General features: G+C 74.3%; 12 protein-coding genes and 1 riboswitch. Of the genes, 2 read left to right on the top strand and 10 right to left on the bottom strand.

The genetic code is table 11. The annotated features are described in order from the left end of the window. Nucleotides 1–444: 444 nt before the first annotated feature. The 5 genes from ACFXHB_RS00355 to ACFXHB_RS00335 all read right to left on the bottom strand — a co-directional run bounded on the left by ACFXHB_RS00355 (nucleotide 445) and on the right by ACFXHB_RS00335 (nucleotide 7548). Nucleotides 445–2160, bottom strand: coding sequence for a dipeptide ABC transporter ATP-binding protein (locus ACFXHB_RS00355; protein ID WP_380571020.1), 1716 nt, complete (start codon nucleotides 2158–2160; stop codon nucleotides 445–447). Then, nucleotides 2153–3139: an ABC transporter permease gene (locus ACFXHB_RS00350; RefSeq protein WP_380571019.1), complete on the bottom strand. Its 987-nt coding sequence runs from the start codon at nucleotides 3137–3139 to the stop codon at nucleotides 2153–2155. The genes ACFXHB_RS00355 and ACFXHB_RS00350 overlap by 8 nt, the downstream gene beginning before the upstream one ends. 3 nt (nucleotides 3140–3142) lie before the next feature. After that, nucleotides 3143–4222 (bottom strand): ABC transporter permease, encoded by a 1080-nt coding sequence (locus ACFXHB_RS00345; RefSeq protein WP_380571018.1) that lies wholly within the window; start codon nucleotides 4220–4222, stop codon nucleotides 3143–3145. Beyond that, entirely contained in the window at nucleotides 4219–5874 is a 1656-nt protein-coding gene (locus ACFXHB_RS00340; protein ID WP_380571016.1) for an ABC transporter substrate-binding protein, read from the bottom strand. The genes ACFXHB_RS00345 and ACFXHB_RS00340 overlap by 4 nt, the downstream gene beginning before the upstream one ends. 272 nt (nucleotides 5875–6146) lie before the next feature. Beyond that, nucleotides 6147–6256, bottom strand: a riboswitch (SAM riboswitch). A 290-nt stretch (nucleotides 6257–6546) separates the two neighbouring features. Then, nucleotides 6547–7548, bottom strand: a complete 1002-nt coding sequence (locus ACFXHB_RS00335) for an Lrp/AsnC family transcriptional regulator (protein ID WP_380571015.1) — start codon at nucleotides 7546–7548, stop codon at nucleotides 6547–6549. A 220-nt stretch (nucleotides 7549–7768) separates the two neighbouring features. Here ACFXHB_RS00335 and ACFXHB_RS00330 point away from each other — a divergent pair, with 220 nt between their 5' ends. Together ACFXHB_RS00330 and ACFXHB_RS00325 are read left to right on the top strand one after the other, a co-directional pair. Next, a complete protein-coding gene (locus tag ACFXHB_RS00330; RefSeq protein ID WP_380571013.1) occupies nucleotides 7769–9199 on the top strand; it encodes an MFS transporter in 1431 nt (476 codons plus the stop codon). Between the two features lie 133 nt (nucleotides 9200–9332). Continuing rightward, nucleotides 9333–10535 (top strand): M20 family metallopeptidase, encoded by a 1203-nt coding sequence (locus ACFXHB_RS00325; protein WP_380571011.1) that lies wholly within the window; start codon nucleotides 9333–9335, stop codon nucleotides 10533–10535. Nucleotides 10536–10715: 180 nt separating this feature from the next. On the opposite strand, the gene ACFXHB_RS00320 is transcribed toward ACFXHB_RS00325, so the two are convergent. The 5 genes from ACFXHB_RS00320 to ACFXHB_RS00300 form a co-directional block, all read right to left on the bottom strand. After that, nucleotides 10716–11618: a glutathione S-transferase C-terminal domain-containing protein gene (locus ACFXHB_RS00320; RefSeq protein ID WP_380571009.1), complete on the bottom strand. Its 903-nt coding sequence runs from the start codon at nucleotides 11616–11618 to the stop codon at nucleotides 10716–10718. Between the two features lie 124 nt (nucleotides 11619–11742). Next, nucleotides 11743–12540, bottom strand: coding sequence for a GNAT family N-acetyltransferase (locus tag ACFXHB_RS00315; RefSeq protein WP_380571008.1), 798 nt, complete (start codon nucleotides 12538–12540; stop codon nucleotides 11743–11745). A 328-nt stretch (nucleotides 12541–12868) separates the two neighbouring features. Next, a complete protein-coding gene (locus ACFXHB_RS00310) occupies nucleotides 12869–13054 on the bottom strand; it encodes a hypothetical protein (protein WP_380571007.1) in 186 nt (61 codons plus the stop codon). A 219-nt stretch (nucleotides 13055–13273) separates the two neighbouring features. Next, entirely contained in the window at nucleotides 13274–13972 is a 699-nt protein-coding gene (locus tag ACFXHB_RS00305) for a hypothetical protein (protein WP_380571006.1), read from the bottom strand. A 102-nt stretch (nucleotides 13973–14074) separates the two neighbouring features. Beyond that, nucleotides 14075–17140 (bottom strand): BTAD domain-containing putative transcriptional regulator, encoded by a 3066-nt coding sequence (locus ACFXHB_RS00300; protein ID WP_380571005.1) that lies wholly within the window; start codon nucleotides 17138–17140, stop codon nucleotides 14075–14077. Nucleotides 17141–17149 lie beyond the last annotated feature (9 nt).

Raw genomic sequence — 17149 nt, 5'->3', positions numbered from 1 at the left:
AGGCCGTGAGCGGAAGGATACGCACCGGTTTGCCGCCCCTCCCGCCGCGCGGGCGGCGCCACCCGGCCGGCCGGTCTCGGGCCGGGGCCGCGCCGATCGGGGCCGCCTCCTGGGCCGATCCGGGCGACAGGGTCCGCGCCCCGCTCCGCTCCGGGCGCGGATCGTCCGAACCCGGCCGACGCCGCCGCCCGTCGCTCGGGCCCGGATCCACCCGACCCGGCGATGCCGCCCCGGGGACGCCCGGGAACGCCACTGGGCCCGGGTGGCGGAGTTCGACCCGGCCGGGCGGATCACCGGCCCCTGGGCGGCCACGTCGGCCCGCCGGTCGACGACCCCGCGCTCGCCGGCCTCGTCCTCCGGGTGCGCGGGTGGTCCGGCGGACAGCGCGCCGGGCGCGTTGCACCACGCGCCCGGCGCCCGGACCGCCGTCGGGAGCCGTCGCCGTCAGGCGCGCGCGGGGCTCCGGTCCCGGCGCGCCTGCCGCGTCGGGTCGGGGACCGGCAGTGCGGCGATCAGCCGCCGCGTGTAGTCGGCCCTCGGTGCGCCGAGGACCTCGGCGGCAGGGCCCGACTCGACGATCCGGCCGTGCCGCAGGACCGCCACCCGGTCCGCCACCCGCTGGACCACCGCGAGGTCATGGCTGATGAACAGGGCCGCGAAGCCCCGCTCCCGCTGGAGCCGGACGAACAGCTCCAGCACGCTCGCCTGGACCGAGACGTCCAGCGCCGAGGTCGGCTCGTCGGCGATCACCAGCCGCGGGTTCAGCGCCAACGCCCGTGCCAGACCGGCGCGCTGGCGCTCGCCTCCGCTGAGTTCGTGCGGGTGGCGGTCGGCGTAGTCGCGCGGCAGCCGGACCGACTCCAGGAGCGACTCCACCTCCGCCCGGATCGCCCGCCCACCGAGCTCACGCCGGTGGACCGTCAGCGGCTCGCCGACGCACTCGCCGATCGTCAGCAGCGGATTGAAGCTGGTCGCCGGGTCCTGGAAGACGAAGCCGATCTGCCCGGCCCGGCTGCCCGCCGTGGAGCGCCGCGCCCGCCGCAGCCGGCCCCGGGCCGCCAGCGGCTCGCCGAGCACGTCCAGCTCTCCCGCGCTGACGCCGACCAGGCCCGCGACCGCCCGGCCGATCGTCGTCTTGCCGGAGCCGCTCTCCCCCACCAGGCCGAGCACCTCACCGGGGCCGATCTCGAAATCGACCCCGTCGACGGCCCGGAAGGCCCGGCCGCCCAGCCGCGCGGGATGCTCGACGGTCAGACCGGCGGCCCTCACCACGGGCACCGCCGCTCCGGCGGCTCCGGCGGTGGCTTCGATGGTGCCTGCCGCGGCCGGGCTGCGGACGGGCGCCACCGCCGCCGTGTCGAACGCGGGTACGGCGGCGAGCAGTTCACGGGTGTAGGGGTGGGTCGGCGCGGCGAACAGGGCGCGGACGGGCGCCTGCTCGACGATCCGCCCCTCCCGCATCACCGCCACCCGGTCGGCGAGGTCCGCGACCACGCCCATGTTGTGGGTGATCAGCAGGACGGCCGTGCCGAAGTCGGTCCGGCAGCGGTGGAGCAGTTCGAGGATCTCGGCCTGCACCGTGACGTCCAGCGCCGTCGTCGGCTCGTCGGCCACGATCAGCCGGGTGCCGAGCGCCAGGGCCATCGCGATGACGGCGCGCTGCTTCTGCCCGCCGGACAGCTGGTGCGGGTAGTGGTCCACCCGGAGGGCCGGCTCCGGTATGCCGACCTGCCCCAGCATGTCGATCGCCCGGGCGCGCCGCCGCGCCCGTGAGCCGCCCCCGTGGGCCCGCAGCCCCTCGGCGAGCTGCCAGCCGATGGTGAACACCGGGTTCAGCGCGGTGGACGGCTCCTGGAAGACCATCGCGGCGCGCGAGCCGCGCAGGGCGCGCAACCGGGCCGGGGAGGCCGTCAGCACGTCCTCGGCGGGCTCGGCCCCGCCGTCCCCCAGCAGCACCCGTCCGCCGGTGGACGCCGTGGCGGGCAGCAGGCCGAGGACCGCCTTCGCGGTCACCGTCTTGCCGCTGCCGCTCTCGCCGACCAGGGCGAGCACCTCACCGGGCGCCACCGACAGGGTGACCCCGCGTACGGCGGGCGCCCGCCCGCCGTCGGCGCCGGCGAACGCGATGCGCAGGTCCTCGATCCGCAGCAGGTCAGTCATCGCCGGGGCCTCCCTCCGGTACGGGCTTGGTGAGGGGCCGTCCCTCGCCGGGCCGGCGGCGCAGCCTCGGGTCGGCCAGATCGGTCAGGCTCTCGCCGAGCAGGGTCGTCCCGAGCACGGTGAGGACCATCGCGAGACCGGGCGCGAGCGCCGTCCACCAGATCCCCGACGTGACGTCCGCGACCGACCGGTTGAGGTCGTAGCCCCATTCGGCGGCCGAGTTGGGCTCGATCCCGAAGCCGAGGAAGCCCAGGCCCGCCAGGGTGAGGATGGCCTCGGAGGCGTTGATGGTGAGGAGCAGCGGCAGGGTGCGCACCGAGTTCCGCAGGACGTGCCGGAACATGATCCGCCACGTGCCGGTGCCGATCACCCGGGCCGCCTCGACGAAGGGCTCGGCCTTCACCCGGGCCACTTCGGCCCGCACCACCCGGAAGTACTGCGGGACGAAGGCCACGGCGACCGAACAGGCCGCCGCGCCCAGGCCGCCGGCCAGGCTCGACCGGCCGCCGCTGATCACGATCGACATGATGATCGCCAGCAGCAGCGAGGGGAAGGCGTACATCGCGTCGGCGAGCCCCACCAGCAACCGGTCCAGCCGGCCGCCGAGGTAGCCGGAGAGGAGGCCGAGCAGGACGCCGGCGACCACCGAGAGCAGCAGGGTGACGGCGATGATCCCCAGCGCCGTCCGGGTGCCCCAGAGCGTTCGGGACAGCACGTCGTACCCGGCGACGGTGGTGCCGAAGGGGTGGGCCGCGCTCGGGTGCTGCTGCGAACCGAACAGCTCGTCACCGCTGCGCAGTTGGGCGTGGCCGTACGGCGCGAGCAGCGGGGCGAGGAGGGCCGCGAGCAGGAAGAGGCCGGTCAGCGCCACCCCGGTCAGCAGCATGGCGCGTTGCAGCCCGACACTGCCGCGGACCCCGGCGGGCAGCGGGAGCCGCCGGCGCGGTGCGACGCCCCGACGGGCGAGCAGGTCGTTCACCACTCAGTACCTCACTCGGGGATCGATCAGCGCCGCGACGACGTCGACCAGGAAGTTGGTCAGGGCGACGACCACGGCGAAGACCGCCACGATCCCCTGCACCGCCGCGAAGTCACGGACCGTCAGATAGTGGGCGAGCTCGAAGCCGAGACCCTTCCATTCGAAGGTGGTCTCGGTGAGCACCGCCCCGCCGAGCAGCCCCGCGATCTGCAGACCGAGGACGGTGACGACGGGGACCAGGGCCGGTCGGGTAGCGTGCCTGGTCACCAGCCGCAGTGGACCGACCCCGCGGGAGCGGGCCGCCTCCACGTAGTCGGCGGACAGCGTCCCGATCAGGTTCGTCCGGACCAGCCGCAACAGCACCCCGGCGACCAGCAGGCCGAGCGCCAGGCCGGGCAGCACCGCGTGCCGCAGCACGTCGGCGACCGCCGACAGGTCGCCGCTGCGGAGCGCGTCGACCAGGTACAGCCCGGTGCTGCCGGTCCGGTCCTGCAGTTCCAGCTGGACATCGATGCTCGCCCGACCCGAGGCCGGGAACCAGTCCAACCAGATCGCGAAGACCAGTTTCAGCAGCAGCCCGAAGAAGAAGACCGGGGTGGCGTAGGTGAGGATCGCGAACAGCCGCAGCGCGACGTCGGGCGCGCGGTCGCGATAGGAGGCGGCCACCATGCCCAGGGGCAGGCCGACCGCCAGCGCCACCAGCAAGGCGAAGGCGGACAGCTCGACGGTCGCGGCGCCGTAGGTCCGCAGCACCTGCGACACCGCCTGGTTGTCGGTGGCCGTGGTGCCGAAGTCCCCGGTGAACACGGCCCGCAGGTAGTCGAGGTACTGGGTGAGCAGCGGCCGGTCGTAGCCCGCCCGGTGCAGGCGCTCCTGCAGTTGGTCCGGGGTCAGCCGGTCGCCGAAGGCGGTGGTGATCGGGTCGCCGGTGGCGCGCATCAGGAAGAAGACGACGCTGACCAGGACGAGCACGGTCGGGACGATGAGGAGGAAGCGGACGACCAGGTAGCGGGCGAGGCCGTACCCGGCGGCGCCGCCGGCCGAGCCGACGGCGCCGGAGGTGTCCTGCGGGAGAGCGGTCACTTCTTCGAGAGCTCCGCCCAGCGGAACTGGTACGCGCTGGTGAGCTTCTCCGGCACACCCTCGATCCCGGCCCGGGTGACGATCGCGGTGGAGCCCTGGAGCAGCGGCAGCAGCGGCAGCGCGGCCGCGGTCGCGTCCTGCACCTGCTGGATCAGCGCGGTGCGCTTGGCCGCGTCGGTCTCGGTCTCCTCCTGCTTGATCAGCGCCCGCACGGCGGGGTCGGCGTAGCCGTTGTTCACCCAGTTGTTCTCGGCGTAGAAGGAGGAGAGGTAGTTGTCGGCGTCGAGGTAGTCCGCGTACCAGCCGAGCTGGTACAGCGGGTACTGGTCGGCGACGCGCTCCTTGCCGTACTGGGCCCAGGCGGTGGACTGCAGCTCCACCTTGAACAGGCCGGTGGCCTCCAGCTGGGTCTTGATCAACGCGTACTCGTCCGCCGAGGAGGAGCCGTAGTGGTCCGGGTTGTACTGCAGGTTCAGGGTGACCGGGGTACTGACCCCCGCTGCCGAGAGCCGCTGCGCCGCCGCGGCCTTGTCCGGCCCGCCCTTCTTGTCGCCGTAGAGCGACGAGAGGGAGGGGGTGGCGCCGGTGATGCCGTCGGGGACGGAGCTGTAGAGCGGCTGGAAGGTGTTCTTGTAGACCTGCGAGGCGAGCTGGGAGCGGTCGATCGAGTCGGCGACTGCCTGACGGACCGCCAGGGCCTTGGCCGGATCGGCCTGTTGGGTGGCCGATCCGAAGGGCTGGGTCTTGAGGTTGAAGACGATGAAGCGGATGCCGTTGCCGGATCCGGTGTGCACCGCCAGGCCCTGCTTGCCGGCCAGGTCCTGGAGGTCGGTGATCGGCAGGGTGCGGTAGACCACGTCGATGGTGCCCTGCTGGACGTCGAGCTTGAGGTTTCCGGCGTCCGTGTAGTACTTGAGCTGCACGTTCTTGGTCTTCGGGGTGCCGAGGTGCCCCTGGTAGACGGTGTTCGCGGTGAAGGAGACCAGCGCGTTCTTCTGGTAGCTGCGGATCGCGTAGGGACCGCTCCAGGGCTTGCCCGCGACCACGGCCGCGTCGTCGAGGATCTTGTCGGCGGGGAACACCTCCTCGTCCACGACGTAGCCGGCCGCGGTGGAGAGGACCTGCGGGAAGAGCGTGTCATTGGCCGACTTGAGGGTGAAGACCACCGTGTTCCGGTCCGGCGCCGCCACCGAGAGGAGGTTGTAGAGCAGCGAGGAGGGGCCGTTCTTGTCCGCGATCGCCAGCTGCCGGTCGAAGCTGAACTTGACGTCGGAGGAGGTCAGTTCGTGTCCGTTGGCGAACGTCAGACCGGGCTTCAGGGTGACCGTCCAGGTGGTGGGGCCGGTCAGCGCGATCGCGGAGGCGAGGTCCGGCGACACGTCGGAGGAGCCGTTCCTGGCGCTGAGCAGGGTCGCGTAGACCTCGCTCTCGATCGTCCCCGACCCCGCGTCCCAGGAGCCGGCCGGGTCGAGGCCGGTCACCTGGTCGGTGGTGCCGATGGTGACGGCCTTCGCCGCCGCGCCGCCGGCGCCGTCGGCGGACCGGGCGCTGGTGCAGGCCGTCAGGGCCACCACCGCCGCCGTACCGAGCGCGATGACGGCGAGACTGCGTCCGGTCGAGCCGGATCCGGTGGTGCTGCTGAAAGATGACATGGGAATTCCCTGCTTCCGCACGCGTGTTGGACGCGAGTGCGCCGGCCCCGGGGCCGTTCGCCGGCCTGGGGGCGTGCCCGTGCCCGTGCCCGGGCTCGGGTCGGGGGGCGCGCATCGCGAAGAGGTCGATCACTGGACCGGACCGGCCGTACGGCCGTCCGGTGGTCAGCGACGACAGAGCGCGCTGGAGACCAGCAACAGGTCGATGTGGCGGCGGCTGAACAGCCCTGCCATGTCGGCCTCCTGGTCCTGGCCCCGGACCGTGGCCGGAGCGATCGCGCTTGTGGAACGGGACGTCCACCGAGCCTTCACCTGGAGCACCCCACCGCGTCAGGGGGTTGCCGTCCGGCCAGCCAGGGCTTGAACACCGGAACTCGTGGCGCGCTGGAACCGTAGATCAACAAAAGTGCCCGCGTCAATGCCTGTTGAGGTCGGATCAGAGGAGGGGCGGTCGTGGCCCGCCTCGCCGCGGCGGTCGGTGCGGCCGGGTCCGCGCTGCTCAGCGCGGTGTGCGGCCGCCGCGGCGCGCCGCACGGTGGCCGCCGCGGGTGTCCCGACAGTCACACGTGTCACAGCGGTCGTGGGTGTCACGGCGGTCGTGCCGGTCATGGCGGCCGTACGCGTCCCATCGGTCCTCCCCCGCACGGCCGTTCCGCGACCGTCGGCCGCGGGTCACCGCTCCGGGCCCGCCGCCCAGCCGACGCGTTTGTAGCTGCGCATGACCAGGGCGGTGTCCACCAGCGCGCCGCCGGCGGCCTGGAAGGCACGGGCGGAGAAGGCGTTCAGCTCCTCCAGGGTGCGGTGGCTCGCGTAACCGAGGATGTTGCGGTTGCCGGAGGTGAGGGCGAGGTGGCGGACGGCCGGCTCGCGACCGAGCGCCCGCAGGGCCTCCGCGCGCTCGCGCGGCGCGACGGCGAGCTGGAAGCGTGACTCGACGGGGAACCCGAGGAGCTCGGGTTCCACCTGGAGCCGCAGGTGCAGCACGTGGGAGGACATCAGGCGGGCGAGCCGGCGGCGGGCGGTGGTCTCCCCGACCCGCAGTTCGCGGGCCAGCCGGGTCATCGACATCCGGGCGTCGCCCTGCAACAGGGCCACCAGCTGCTCGTCCAGCTCGTCCACGGGCACCGGCTCCGGCAGCGGGCGGCCCTCCATGACCGCACGGCGCAGCGGGGTGGGCTCGTCGTCGAAGGGCGCCCAGTCGTTGGCGGTGAGCAGGAGCTGGAGCACGACCTGGGAGTGGACGCCGACGACGCCGTCCATTCTGGCGAGCGACCCGTCGATCACCTCCAGCAGGCGCTGCTGGTCGGCGACGACCACCTCGGCGAACACCTCGGGGGCGCCGGTGGCGACCTCGACGGAGTGGGTGTCGGGCCGGCGGGCCAGCGCGAGCGCGGTCTCGTGGAGCCGGCCGGGGGCGCACCGCACGGCCAGTTCGGCGATCAGACCCTCGCCGAGGAACTCGGTGATCAGGGCGGCGGTGAACCGGACCCGGCCGGTGGCGGTCATCCGGTCCAGGCGACGGGCGACGGTCCGTTCGTGGACGCCGAGGGCGGTGGCCACGTCGGCGAGGGGCGCCCGGGGCCGGCGGCGCAGCAGCCGCAGGATGGCGTGATCGGTGGGGTCGAGGACGGTCGGGTCCGCCGTCGGGCGCGGGCTCGGGGTGGTGCCGGTCACGGTGGCTCCGTGGAGGGTCGGGGACGGGGCGCCGGACCGCGATCCCGGCGGGCCCCGGTCTGCCGGGATCCGCCGCGGAAGGCGCCCTGGATGCCGTATCCGCCCGAGTCTAACGGCAGATCTTGCCGCGTTTTCGATCCACGGGCGACATTGACAGCCTGTTTCCGCCGCCCCCACGGCGGGCTGCCCGGCCGTTCATCGAGAACAGGAACACCCCCACATGAGTGAGACCACCTCCGCGGCCGACCTGGCCGGCAGGCCTTCGAGACCGGTCACGGCCGCCGCGGTGCTGACCGCGGTCGCCGTCGTCGAGCTGACCAGCGGCATCACCCAGGGCTTCCTCTCGCCGCTCCTCAAGGCGCTGACCTCGGTGCTCCACGTCAGCGCCGCCCAGCTCAACTGGCTCAGCATCGCCAATCTGATGGCGAGCGTGGCCTTCACCCCGGTGCTCTCCCGGCTGGGCGACCTGCACGGTCACCGCCGGGTGCTGCGCTGGAACCTGGCGATCGTGCTGGCCGGTTCGCTGCTCGTCGGGATGAGCCGGTCCTTCGGGACGCTGCTGGTCGGGCAGGTGCTCCAAGGGGCGTTCGCCGGGTTCTTCCCGCTGCTGATGGGCATCCTGCGCGGACGCGGCACGGCGGCGGAGAGCCGCCGCGGGGTCAGCCTGATGGTCACCGCGCTGGTCGGCGGGCTGACCGTGGGCCTGCTCTCCAGCGGCCTGATCGCCCGGTACGTGGCGAGCCCGACCACGGCGCTCTGGCTGCCCGCGGTCGCGGTCGGCCTGGCCATGGTGGTGACCTGGCCGCTGCTGCCGGAGAGCGGTGAGCGACCGGGCGGCAGTGTCGACTGGCTCGGCGGGGTCCTGCTGAGCGCCGGGCTGGTGGCGGTCATGCTGGGCCTGGGCCAGGGCGGCCTGCCCGGCTGGGAGTGGACCTCGGTCCGGACCCTGGCCTGCCTGGTCGGCGGTGCGGCCCTGACCGCCGTCTGGGTGGTGGTGGAGCGCCGCAGCGCCGAGCCGATGATCGACGTGCGGATGTTCGCCCGACGCGGTGTGGCGGTGGTCTCCCTCGTCACCCTGGCCTTCACCTTCTGCATGATCGGCCTCCAGGTGGCCAACGCCGTGTTCCTCGGGACCAGCCCGGCGGAGGCCGGGTACGGCATGGGGTTGGACCCACTGGGCATCGCCGCGGCCTCGGCCCCCGGCATGCTGGCGCTCGCGGCCGGCGCGATGGCCGCGCCGGCCGTCGCCCGGGCGGTCACGGACCGCGGCACGCTGGTGCTCGGCTCCGTGCTGATGGCCGTCGGATACGGGGCGATGGCCTTCCGGCACGACTCGCTGCCCGTCTTCCTGCTGTGGGGAGTGGTCTCCGGGGTGGGCACCGGCTTCCTCCAGCACTCCACCCGGACGCTGGCCGTCGAGGCGGTGCCGCACGACCGGACCTCGGTCGGCTCCGGCATCAACGAACTGCTCATCAACGTCGGCGGCTCGATCGGCGCCGCCGTCGTGCTGTCGGTGTTCGTCGCCCACACCGGCGCCGGGCAGGTGTTCCCGGACCTCGGCGCGTACACCACGGCCTGGGCGCTCGCGGCGGGTGTCGGGCTCGCCGGCGCGGCCCTGGCGCTCCTCTACCGCTCCCCCGCCGACCGCTGACCGCTGCCCGCTGCCCGCTGCCCGCTGCCCGGGACGGCGCGCCGTCACCGCGGCCGCCCCGGCCCGTGCCATCGGCACCGGCCGGGGCCACCAGAACCGTCATCGCCCTCGCCCTCGCCGCCAGGAGGACTCCATGATCGCCACTCCCCCCACCGAGGCCCTGCGCGAACGCGCCAGGGCTCGGCTGACCGCGCGCCAGGACGACGCCATCGCGCTGAGCCACAGCCTCCACGCCGAACCGGAGCTCGCCTACGAGGAGCACCGGTCCGCCGCGAAGATCAGCGACCTGATGGAGGCCGCGGGCTTCGCCGTCGAACGCGGCGTCTGCGACCTGCCCACCGCGTTCACCGCCACCGCCGGCCGTGGGGACCTGGTCATCGGCATCTGCGCCGAGTACGACGCGCTGCCCGGGATCGGCCACGCCTGCGGGCACAACGTCAACGGCGCCGCCTCGGTGGCGGCGGCGCTGGCCCTCGCCGAGGTCGCCGACGAGATCGGCGTCACCGTCAAGCTGATCGGCACCCCGGCCGAGGAGTACGGCGGCGGCAAGGTCGACCTGCTCCGCGGCGGCGCGTTCGACGACGTCGCGGCCGCCATGATGGTCCACGCCGCACCGCAGGACAGTGTCGGTATGACCTCCCTGGCGATCAGCAGCTGGCAGGTCACCTACACCGGCCGGCCGGCGCACGCGGCCGCCATGCCGCACCGGGGGGTGAACGCGGCCGACGCGATGACCGTCGCCCAGGTGGCGATCGGTCTGCAGCGCCAGCAGATGATCCCGGGCGGTGTGGTGCACGGCGTGGTCACCGCGGCCGGCGACGCCCCCAACGTCATCCCGGCCCTCGCCACCGCCGCCTACGACTGCCGGGCCGAGAGCGCCGAGGACCTGCGCGCGCTCCAGGCCGCGATCCGGGCCTGCTTCGAGGCGGGGGCGCTGGCCACCGGCGCCGAACTCGACCTGCGCAGCGTCGGCAACGACTACGCCGACCTGCGCCAGGACGACCTGATGGGCCGGCTCTACGCCGAAGCGGCCGGCCTGCTCGGGCGGACCGTCGCCCCGACCGGCCCGGCCCTGCGCGGTGGTTCGACCGACATGGGAAATGTCTCCCACCTGGTCCCCACCATCCACCCGACGATCGGCTACGGCACCGGCGACACCGTCATGCACCACCCCGACTTCACCCGGTACGGCACCAGCGCCGAGGCCGACCGTGCCGTCCTGGACGGCGGCCTGGCGATGGCGTGGACGGCGATCGCCCTCGCGAGCGGCGACACCCACCGGGCGTCGCTGCTGGAGCGGTTGGGCCGGCGGCCGCGTGGCGCGGATCTCGGCTGAACCGGAGCCGGGGCCGGCCCGCCGCCGCCGCTCCGCCGGGCGGACCGTTCGCGTGAACGGTCCGCCCGGCGGGGTCGGTCGGTCGAGGGGCAGGTCGGAGCCCTGCGGTGCCGGGACAGGGCGGTGCCGGGACAGGGCGGGGCCGGGCGCCCGGGGGCGCCGAGACGGCTCCCGAGTGCCCTACGGGCGCTCCACCGCGGCGGTCCAGTCCGGGAGGCTCGCGCCCGGCTCGGTGAAGGTGGCGAAGTCCGTGGTGCTGGTGAACGCCTTCTGCTGGTAGAGATCACGGGCGTAGTCCCACAGGTGCGGGTACTCGGCGAGGCCCGGGGTGATGGCACGGGCGTGGTTGGCCCCCACGTCGAAGCGCGCCAGCGTCACCCAGAGCCGTACGTCCGCCTCGGTCAACCGGTCGCCCAGCAGGTAGCGGCTGGTGGCGAGCCGGGTGTCCAGCTCCGCGAAGGTCTCCAGCAGCGTGGCCCGGGCCGCGAGCGCGGCCTCCCCGGCCCCCGCCGCCACTCCCGCGCCCTGGTTGACGGCCGGGCCCAGCCGGGCGTCCAGCGCGTCGATCTCGGCCCGGAGGTCCTCCGGGTAGGCGTCCGCGCCGTTCCCCCACTGGCCGAACTGCGTCGCCAGGTCGATGCCGATGGTCCGGAAGTCGTTGCTCACCACCCGGCCGGTCTGCCGGTCCCAGAGCGTCGGCACCGAGATGTGCCCGTCGAACCCGGGCTCGGTCCGCTCGTACGCGTCCCGCAGCAGGGTGAACCCGTTGACCGGGTCCGCCCCGTGGGTCTCCCGGAAGGCCCAGCCCCGGCCGTCCCGCCGACCGTCGACGTAGGACACCGAGACTACGTCCTCCAGCCCGTTGAGCGCGCGCTGGATGGTGGCGCGCTGCGCCCAGGGGCAGAACCAGCCCGCGTACAGGTGGTACCGGCCGGGCTCGGCGAGGTAGCCGCTGCTGCCGTCGGCGGTGATCCGCCCGGTGAAGCGGTACAGCGGACGCTCGTCGCCGGGCACCCTGGTGATCCGGTACTCGCCGTGGAGGGCGGTGTCGGCGGGGCTGGCGTAGTTCACGGTCTGGCTCACATCGAACTCCTTGGAAGGGGTGGAACGGTGCGGTGCTGGTCCGGGGTGGTGCGGTGGTCCTGCGGTGGTGCGGCGGTCCACGGGTGCCGCGGTGGTGCGCGGTGCGGTCGGGGAGGGGCGGCGGTCACCCGCGGTGCTCCCCGTCCGGGACCCGCAGGCCCAGGAAGGTGACCCGCCGGCGCAGCCGGAACCCGAGCGACTCGTACAGCCGGATCGCCGTGGTGTTGTCGGCCGAGGTGTGGAGGAACGGCGTGTCGCCGCGGTCGCGGATGCCCGCCGCGACCGCCCGGACGAGCCGGGACCCGAGGCCCTGCCCCCGGTGCGACTCGGCCGTGCAGACGGCGCTGATCTCGGTCCAGCCCGGCGGGCGCAGGCGCTCCCCCGCCATCGCGACCAGGGCGCCCTCGCGCCGGATGCCCAGGTACCGACCGAGTTCGATGGTGCGGGGCAGGAACGGGCCGGGCCGGGCGTGCGCCACCAGGGCCAGCATCTCCGGCACGTCGGCGGGGCCCAGCAGGACGGCCTCCTCGTCGGGCGCGGCCCGGACGCCGTCGTCCACCAGTTGGACACCGGGGCCCTGCATGAGGATCTCCCAGTCGGGCGGGACGCTGTCCGGGGAGCCGGTGGCGGCGACGACACCGCCCGGTCCGTACAGCGCGGCCACGTTCCGCCAGGTCTCCCGGTCACGCCGGTCAGGGAGGGCCGCGAACGGGGACACGTCGGCCGGGTAGCGCAGGACGTCACCGTGCCGCTCGGCGAGGTGGGCGTGCGGGCCGAGCAGGGCGGCACGGGCCGGGTTGTCCAAGGGGTGACGGTGCGCGGCGTCGGGGGTGGTGTCAGTCGCGTCGGGGGTACCGCCGTCGGTGGCGTCCGGGGGTTGATCCGTTGTGCCGTCGGGGGTGAGCACGGGGTGCTGGGGCATGCGAAGTCGTTCCTCGATCTCGAACTTCTCGGTGACCTTCTCGGTGACCTTCTCGGGGCCTTGCTCGGTGTCGTCGACTCGGTGCTTCGACGGAGTTGCGACGCGGTGCTGCGGCGTGGTGGCTTTCGGCCGGGCGCCTCCGGCCGAGGCCGGACCTCGGGCAGGTGCCGGGGAGGCCGGCGCCGAAGGCCCGCGCGGCTGCGACGGGCCACGACGAGGCAGGACCGCACTGCCGGGCGCACCCGGGGCGCCAGGATCCTGGACGCGGGGGTGCGCGGCACCGGACGACAGCGGGGAGCTACGACCGGTTACGGGCAGTCATGATCAGTTACGGGCGACAGAGGCCGGTCGGGGAGCCGACCCCGTCGATCCAGCGGCGCCGCACCAGCCGGGCACCGAGGGCCGGGGCGCCGGTCAGGGCGCGGTGGGCTCCGAACCACGGGCGGAACGCCGCGCGCGACAGCGACGGGCGTCCGAAGACCACCCGCTCGTCCCGCAGTTGGCGTGCGTGCATCGCCCGTCCGTTTCGCGTCCGGCAACCGTGAAGGTCAACAGTACCGCTACGCGGGCGCGGCACCAGGGGCAATCTCGCATGGTGGTTCGCGAACACCCCACCGGACCGGCGGCGGACGGCACGGTCACGCTCCGTCAGGCCGATCCGGGCCAGGCCGGGCCGTCGGTGGTCGACGGCGGTCGACGGCGGCGCGGCCGGGGAGCGTGATCGGTGTGCCGCTCATTGGAGGATGTTGATCGCCCGGGCGATCACCAGGGTGGCCACGGCGAGGGAGAGCGCCGCTTGCGCCATCATCAACAGCTTGGCCCACCGCCTGATCGCCGAGACGTCGGTGGGACTGAAGGCCGTGGCGGTCCAGAAGGCGAGGGACAGGTAGTCGGCGAACCGCGGCACCCAGACGGCCGGCGCGAAGTCCGTGTACTGCATCTCGGGGAACACGAACGCCGTCTTCTCGTACGGCCGATGGGCCCGGGCCGCGGCCCCGCCGCGATCCAGGCTCCAGTACCAGAGCGCGAAGGCGACCACGTTCGTCACCCACACCACGCCACCGGTCGCCAGCAGCCCCGTGGCGTTGTTGGCGAACAGGCTGTTGTCGGTCAGGATGTCCGCCACCAGATGGCCGCCCGCGAACATGTTGGCCATCGTGATGAAGCCGATCAGGAGCTGGGTGACGACCCGGAGCCAGGCCTTCTGACGATCGATCCGCCCCGGGTCCCCGATGATCAGCGCCGCCAGCAGCGAGCCCGTGGCGGCCGGGAGCACCCAGGAGGGATCCACCCGGTAGCGGGCCGGCAGCGTCACGTGGAGCGTCGCGACCACCGCGACCGCCAGCACCACCGGCCACCAGTGCTCGCCCCGCAGGGCGGCCTGATCCGGCGTCACCTGCGGCGGATCCGTCGCGTCCTGGCTTGATGACATTGGCCCATTGTCACCTCGCCGCCGACGATGACGCCGACGGCTCACCAGTCGCGACCGGATCCGCCGCGGTCCGTCGGGAGGCGGCCGCGCCGGGCGACCGTGTCAGTACCCGGGCACGGGACTGGCGGCGGGTTCGCCGAGCTCCGAGCGATCGCCGACGTCCGACCGGCCCCCGAGCGCCGAGCGATCGCCGTGGTCCGGTTGTTCGCCGAGCTCCGCCAGGGCCGCCAGGACGTCGGCGCGCAGCCGGGGGTTCGCGGTGGCGCCGTCGATCACCGCCAGGGCCTGCCGCAGGCGGGCCGCGGCCTCGTCCCGCCGGTCCAGCCGGCGGTGGTGGTCGCCGAGGGCGAACAGGGTGAGGCTCTCCAGCACCGTGTCCCTGGTCGACCGGTGGCGGTCCAGTGCCCGGTGCAGGTACGTGTCGGCCTCCTCGGACCGGCCGGTCAGCATCGCCGTCGCGCCGAGGTTGGTCCAGCAGACCCCGATCGCCCAGTCGTCCCGGTGGTCGTCGGGTTGCGCCAGCAGCAGCGCGAGCGACTGCAGGAAGTACTCCCGGGCCTGCTCGTGGGCACCGGTGTGGTGACTGTGGAGACCCAGGTTCCCGATCACATGGGCCTCGCCGACCTCGTCACCGATCGAGGCCAACAGAGCACGAGCCGAAAGGAGTTCGGGCAGGGCCTCGTCGTACCGGCCGCGTGCGGCCAGCGCGGTGGCGAGGTCGTTCCGGGCGTGGCCCTCACCGTGCCGGTCGCCCGCCCGCCGGGCGGCGGCGACCGCGAGCCGGTCCGCCTCCTCCCAGTCGTCCAGGTGCGGACTGATGAAGTAGTACCCCCAGAGCACCACCGGCAGCTGCCACGCCAGGTCGTCGAGACCGTGTTCGGCCGCGGTCCGCACCGCGCCCAGCAGGTGGGCGTGCTCACCCTCGCACCAGCGCTGGGCCTCGGCCGCCGTCGCGAAGCCCTTCGACTCGTACCAGGACCCGGCGGAGGCGAGCGGGATCCGCCGCCGGTGCGGGGTGAGCAGCCGCGCCGCGGCGTCCGCGTGGTGCAGGTACCAGGTGTAGAGACGCTCGCGGGCGGCGGTGCGCTCGGCCGGGTCGGTCTCGGCCGTGGCGCGCTCGGCGGCGTACAGGCGCAGCAGGTCGTGCATCCGGTACCAGTCCCGGCCCTCGTGGGTGAGCAGATGGGCGGTGGCCAGCTGCTCCAGCACCGGGCGGACGGCCACGACGCGTTCGCCGCAGAGCGCGGCGGCGGCCGCCGTGCACAGGTCGGCGGCGGGGGCGAGGGCGAGCAGCCGGAAGACGTTGCGGGCGCGGGCCGGCAGGGCGCGGTAGGAGAGGTCGAACGCGGCCCGGACGGCCGAGGCGGCGTCACCCTCGATCTGCAGGGCGGTGAGCCGGTCCTCCGCGTCGCGCAACTCGGCGGCGTGGTCCGCGACGGTGAGGTCCGGGCGTTCGGCCAGTCGGCTCGCCGCGATGGCCAGGGCGAGCGGCAACCGGCCGCAGACGGCGGCCAGTTCGGCACAGGCCGCAGGTTCGCTGAGGGCCCGGCGCCCCCCGATGACGCGGTCGAGCAGGGCGACGGCGTCCGAGGCCGGCATGAGGTCGACGACCAACGGGCGGGCGCCGTCGCGCGCCGTGAGCCCGGCCAGCCTCGTCCGGCTGGTGACCACCGTGACGCAGCGCGGCGTGCCCGGCAGCAGCGGCCGGACCTGCTCGGCGCTGCGCGCGTTGTCGAGGACCACGAGGACCCGCCGGTCCGCCAGCAGCGAGCGGTAGAGCGCGGTGGCCTCCTCCGGCACACTGGGCACCTGCTCACCCGGTACACCGAGGGCGCGCAGGAAGCGCGCCAGGACGGCGTGCGCCGGCAGCGGCGGGCCGGCCGAGAAGCCGTGCAGGTCGGCGTAGAGCTGGCCGCCGGGGAACCGGTCCCGGACCCGGTGGGCCCATTGGACGACCAGGCTGCTCTTGCCGACCCCGGCGCTGCCGGAGATCGCCCAGATCGGGGCGGCCGCCGTGGCGGCGAGCTCCCCCGGGACGGTGGGCATCCCCGGGCCGGTGGGCGCCCCCGGGACGGCGAAGGCTGACGCGGCGAACTCGTCGAGCGCCGCCAGCTCCGCCCGGCGTCCGGTGAACGTCCTCAGCGGGGGCGGCAGTTGGGCGGGCGGCGGGACCGTCGACGCGGGCCCGGCCTCGGTTCGGCCGCGCTCCGCCCCCTCGGCCCTCGTTCTCTCCGGCACCTCGGGTCTGCTTGCCGCACCTCCGACCGCCGGGTGTTCGGCGGCCCGGTCATGCGCGGCCCGGCGGGCGGCCCGACGGGCGGCCGCCGTCTGCTCACCCGCCGCCCGTGCACCCGCCGTCCGTTCGCCCGCCGCGCGCTCGGCCGCCGTGCGCTCGGCCGCCGTGCGTCGATCGGCCCCGGAAGGCTCGATGGTGAGCAACTCCAGGTGCTGGCGCTTCAGTTCGGGGCTAGGGTCGAGGCCCAGCTCGTCCGCCAGGCGCCCGACGAAGAGCTGGTGGACCGCCAGGGCGTCGGCCGTCCGGCCGGAGAAGTGCAGGGCCCGCATCAGCTGACCGACGAACCGCTCCCGCAGGGGCTGCTCCGCCACCAGGGCGGTCAGCTCGGGGATGGTCGAGCGGTGCCGGCCCAGCGCCGCCTCCAGGTCGAGAAGGTCCTCCCAGGCGGTCAGCCGCAGTTCGTCCAGGGCGACCGCGCCCGTCGCCGGCAGGCGCCCGGGGAGCCCGTCGAGCACGGGACCGCGCCACAGCGCGAGCCCTTCCCGCAAGCCGGCCGCCGCGGCGGCGAGTTCTTCGGCCGCGGCCGCCCGGCGGGCCGACGCGACCCGGTCGGTGAAGATCCGGGCGTCCAGCCGGTGACCGTCGAGCGGGATCCGGTACCCACCGCCGTCGGTCAGCAGCACCGGCGGCCCGGCCGGGTCGGCCCGAGCGAAGCGTCGACGTAACACGCCTGCCAGATTGCGGACTTGACGGTCCGCGGTGGCCGGTGGGCGCTCGTCCCACACGGCGTCGATCAAGCGGGCCACCGGTACGGGGCTTTCCGCGTTGAGCAGCAGGGCCGCGAGCAGCCGCTCCTGCCGGACACCTTCCAGCGGGACCCGGTTCCCCCCACCGTCCCGCACCTCCAACGGTCCGAGAATCCCGAACTCCATGCGTTCCCC

It is taken from the genome of Kitasatospora sp. NPDC059327, assembly GCF_042752535.1.
Lineage (GTDB): Bacteria > Actinomycetota > Actinomycetes > Streptomycetales > Streptomycetaceae > Kitasatospora.
The sequence above is the reverse complement of the archived record's forward strand: the minus strand, read 5'-3'. Positions and strand labels throughout refer to the sequence as shown.

Coding starts and splice junctions, on each gene's coding strand:
- ACFXHB_RS00355 (WP_380571020.1), bottom strand. CDS start 2,160: ATGACTGACCTGCTGCGGATCGAGGACCTGCGCATCGCGTTCGCCGGC.
- ACFXHB_RS00340 (WP_380571016.1), bottom strand. CDS start 5,874: ATGTCATCTTTCAGCAGCACCACCGGATCCGGCTCGACCGGACGCAGT.
- ACFXHB_RS00330 (WP_380571013.1), top strand. CDS start 7,769: ATGAGTGAGACCACCTCCGCGGCCGACCTGGCCGGCAGGCCTTCGAGA.
- ACFXHB_RS00325 (WP_380571011.1), top strand. CDS start 9,333: ATGATCGCCACTCCCCCCACCGAGGCCCTGCGCGAACGCGCCAGGGCT.
- ACFXHB_RS00315 (WP_380571008.1), bottom strand. CDS start 12,540: ATGCCCCAGCACCCCGTGCTCACCCCCGACGGCACAACGGATCAACCC.
- ACFXHB_RS00310 (WP_380571007.1), bottom strand. CDS start 13,054: ATGCACGCACGCCAACTGCGGGACGAGCGGGTGGTCTTCGGACGCCCG.
- ACFXHB_RS00305 (WP_380571006.1), bottom strand. CDS start 13,972: ATGTCATCAAGCCAGGACGCGACGGATCCGCCGCAGGTGACGCCGGAT.
- ACFXHB_RS00300 (WP_380571005.1), bottom strand. CDS start 17,140: ATGGAGTTCGGGATTCTCGGACCGTTGGAGGTGCGGGACGGTGGGGGG.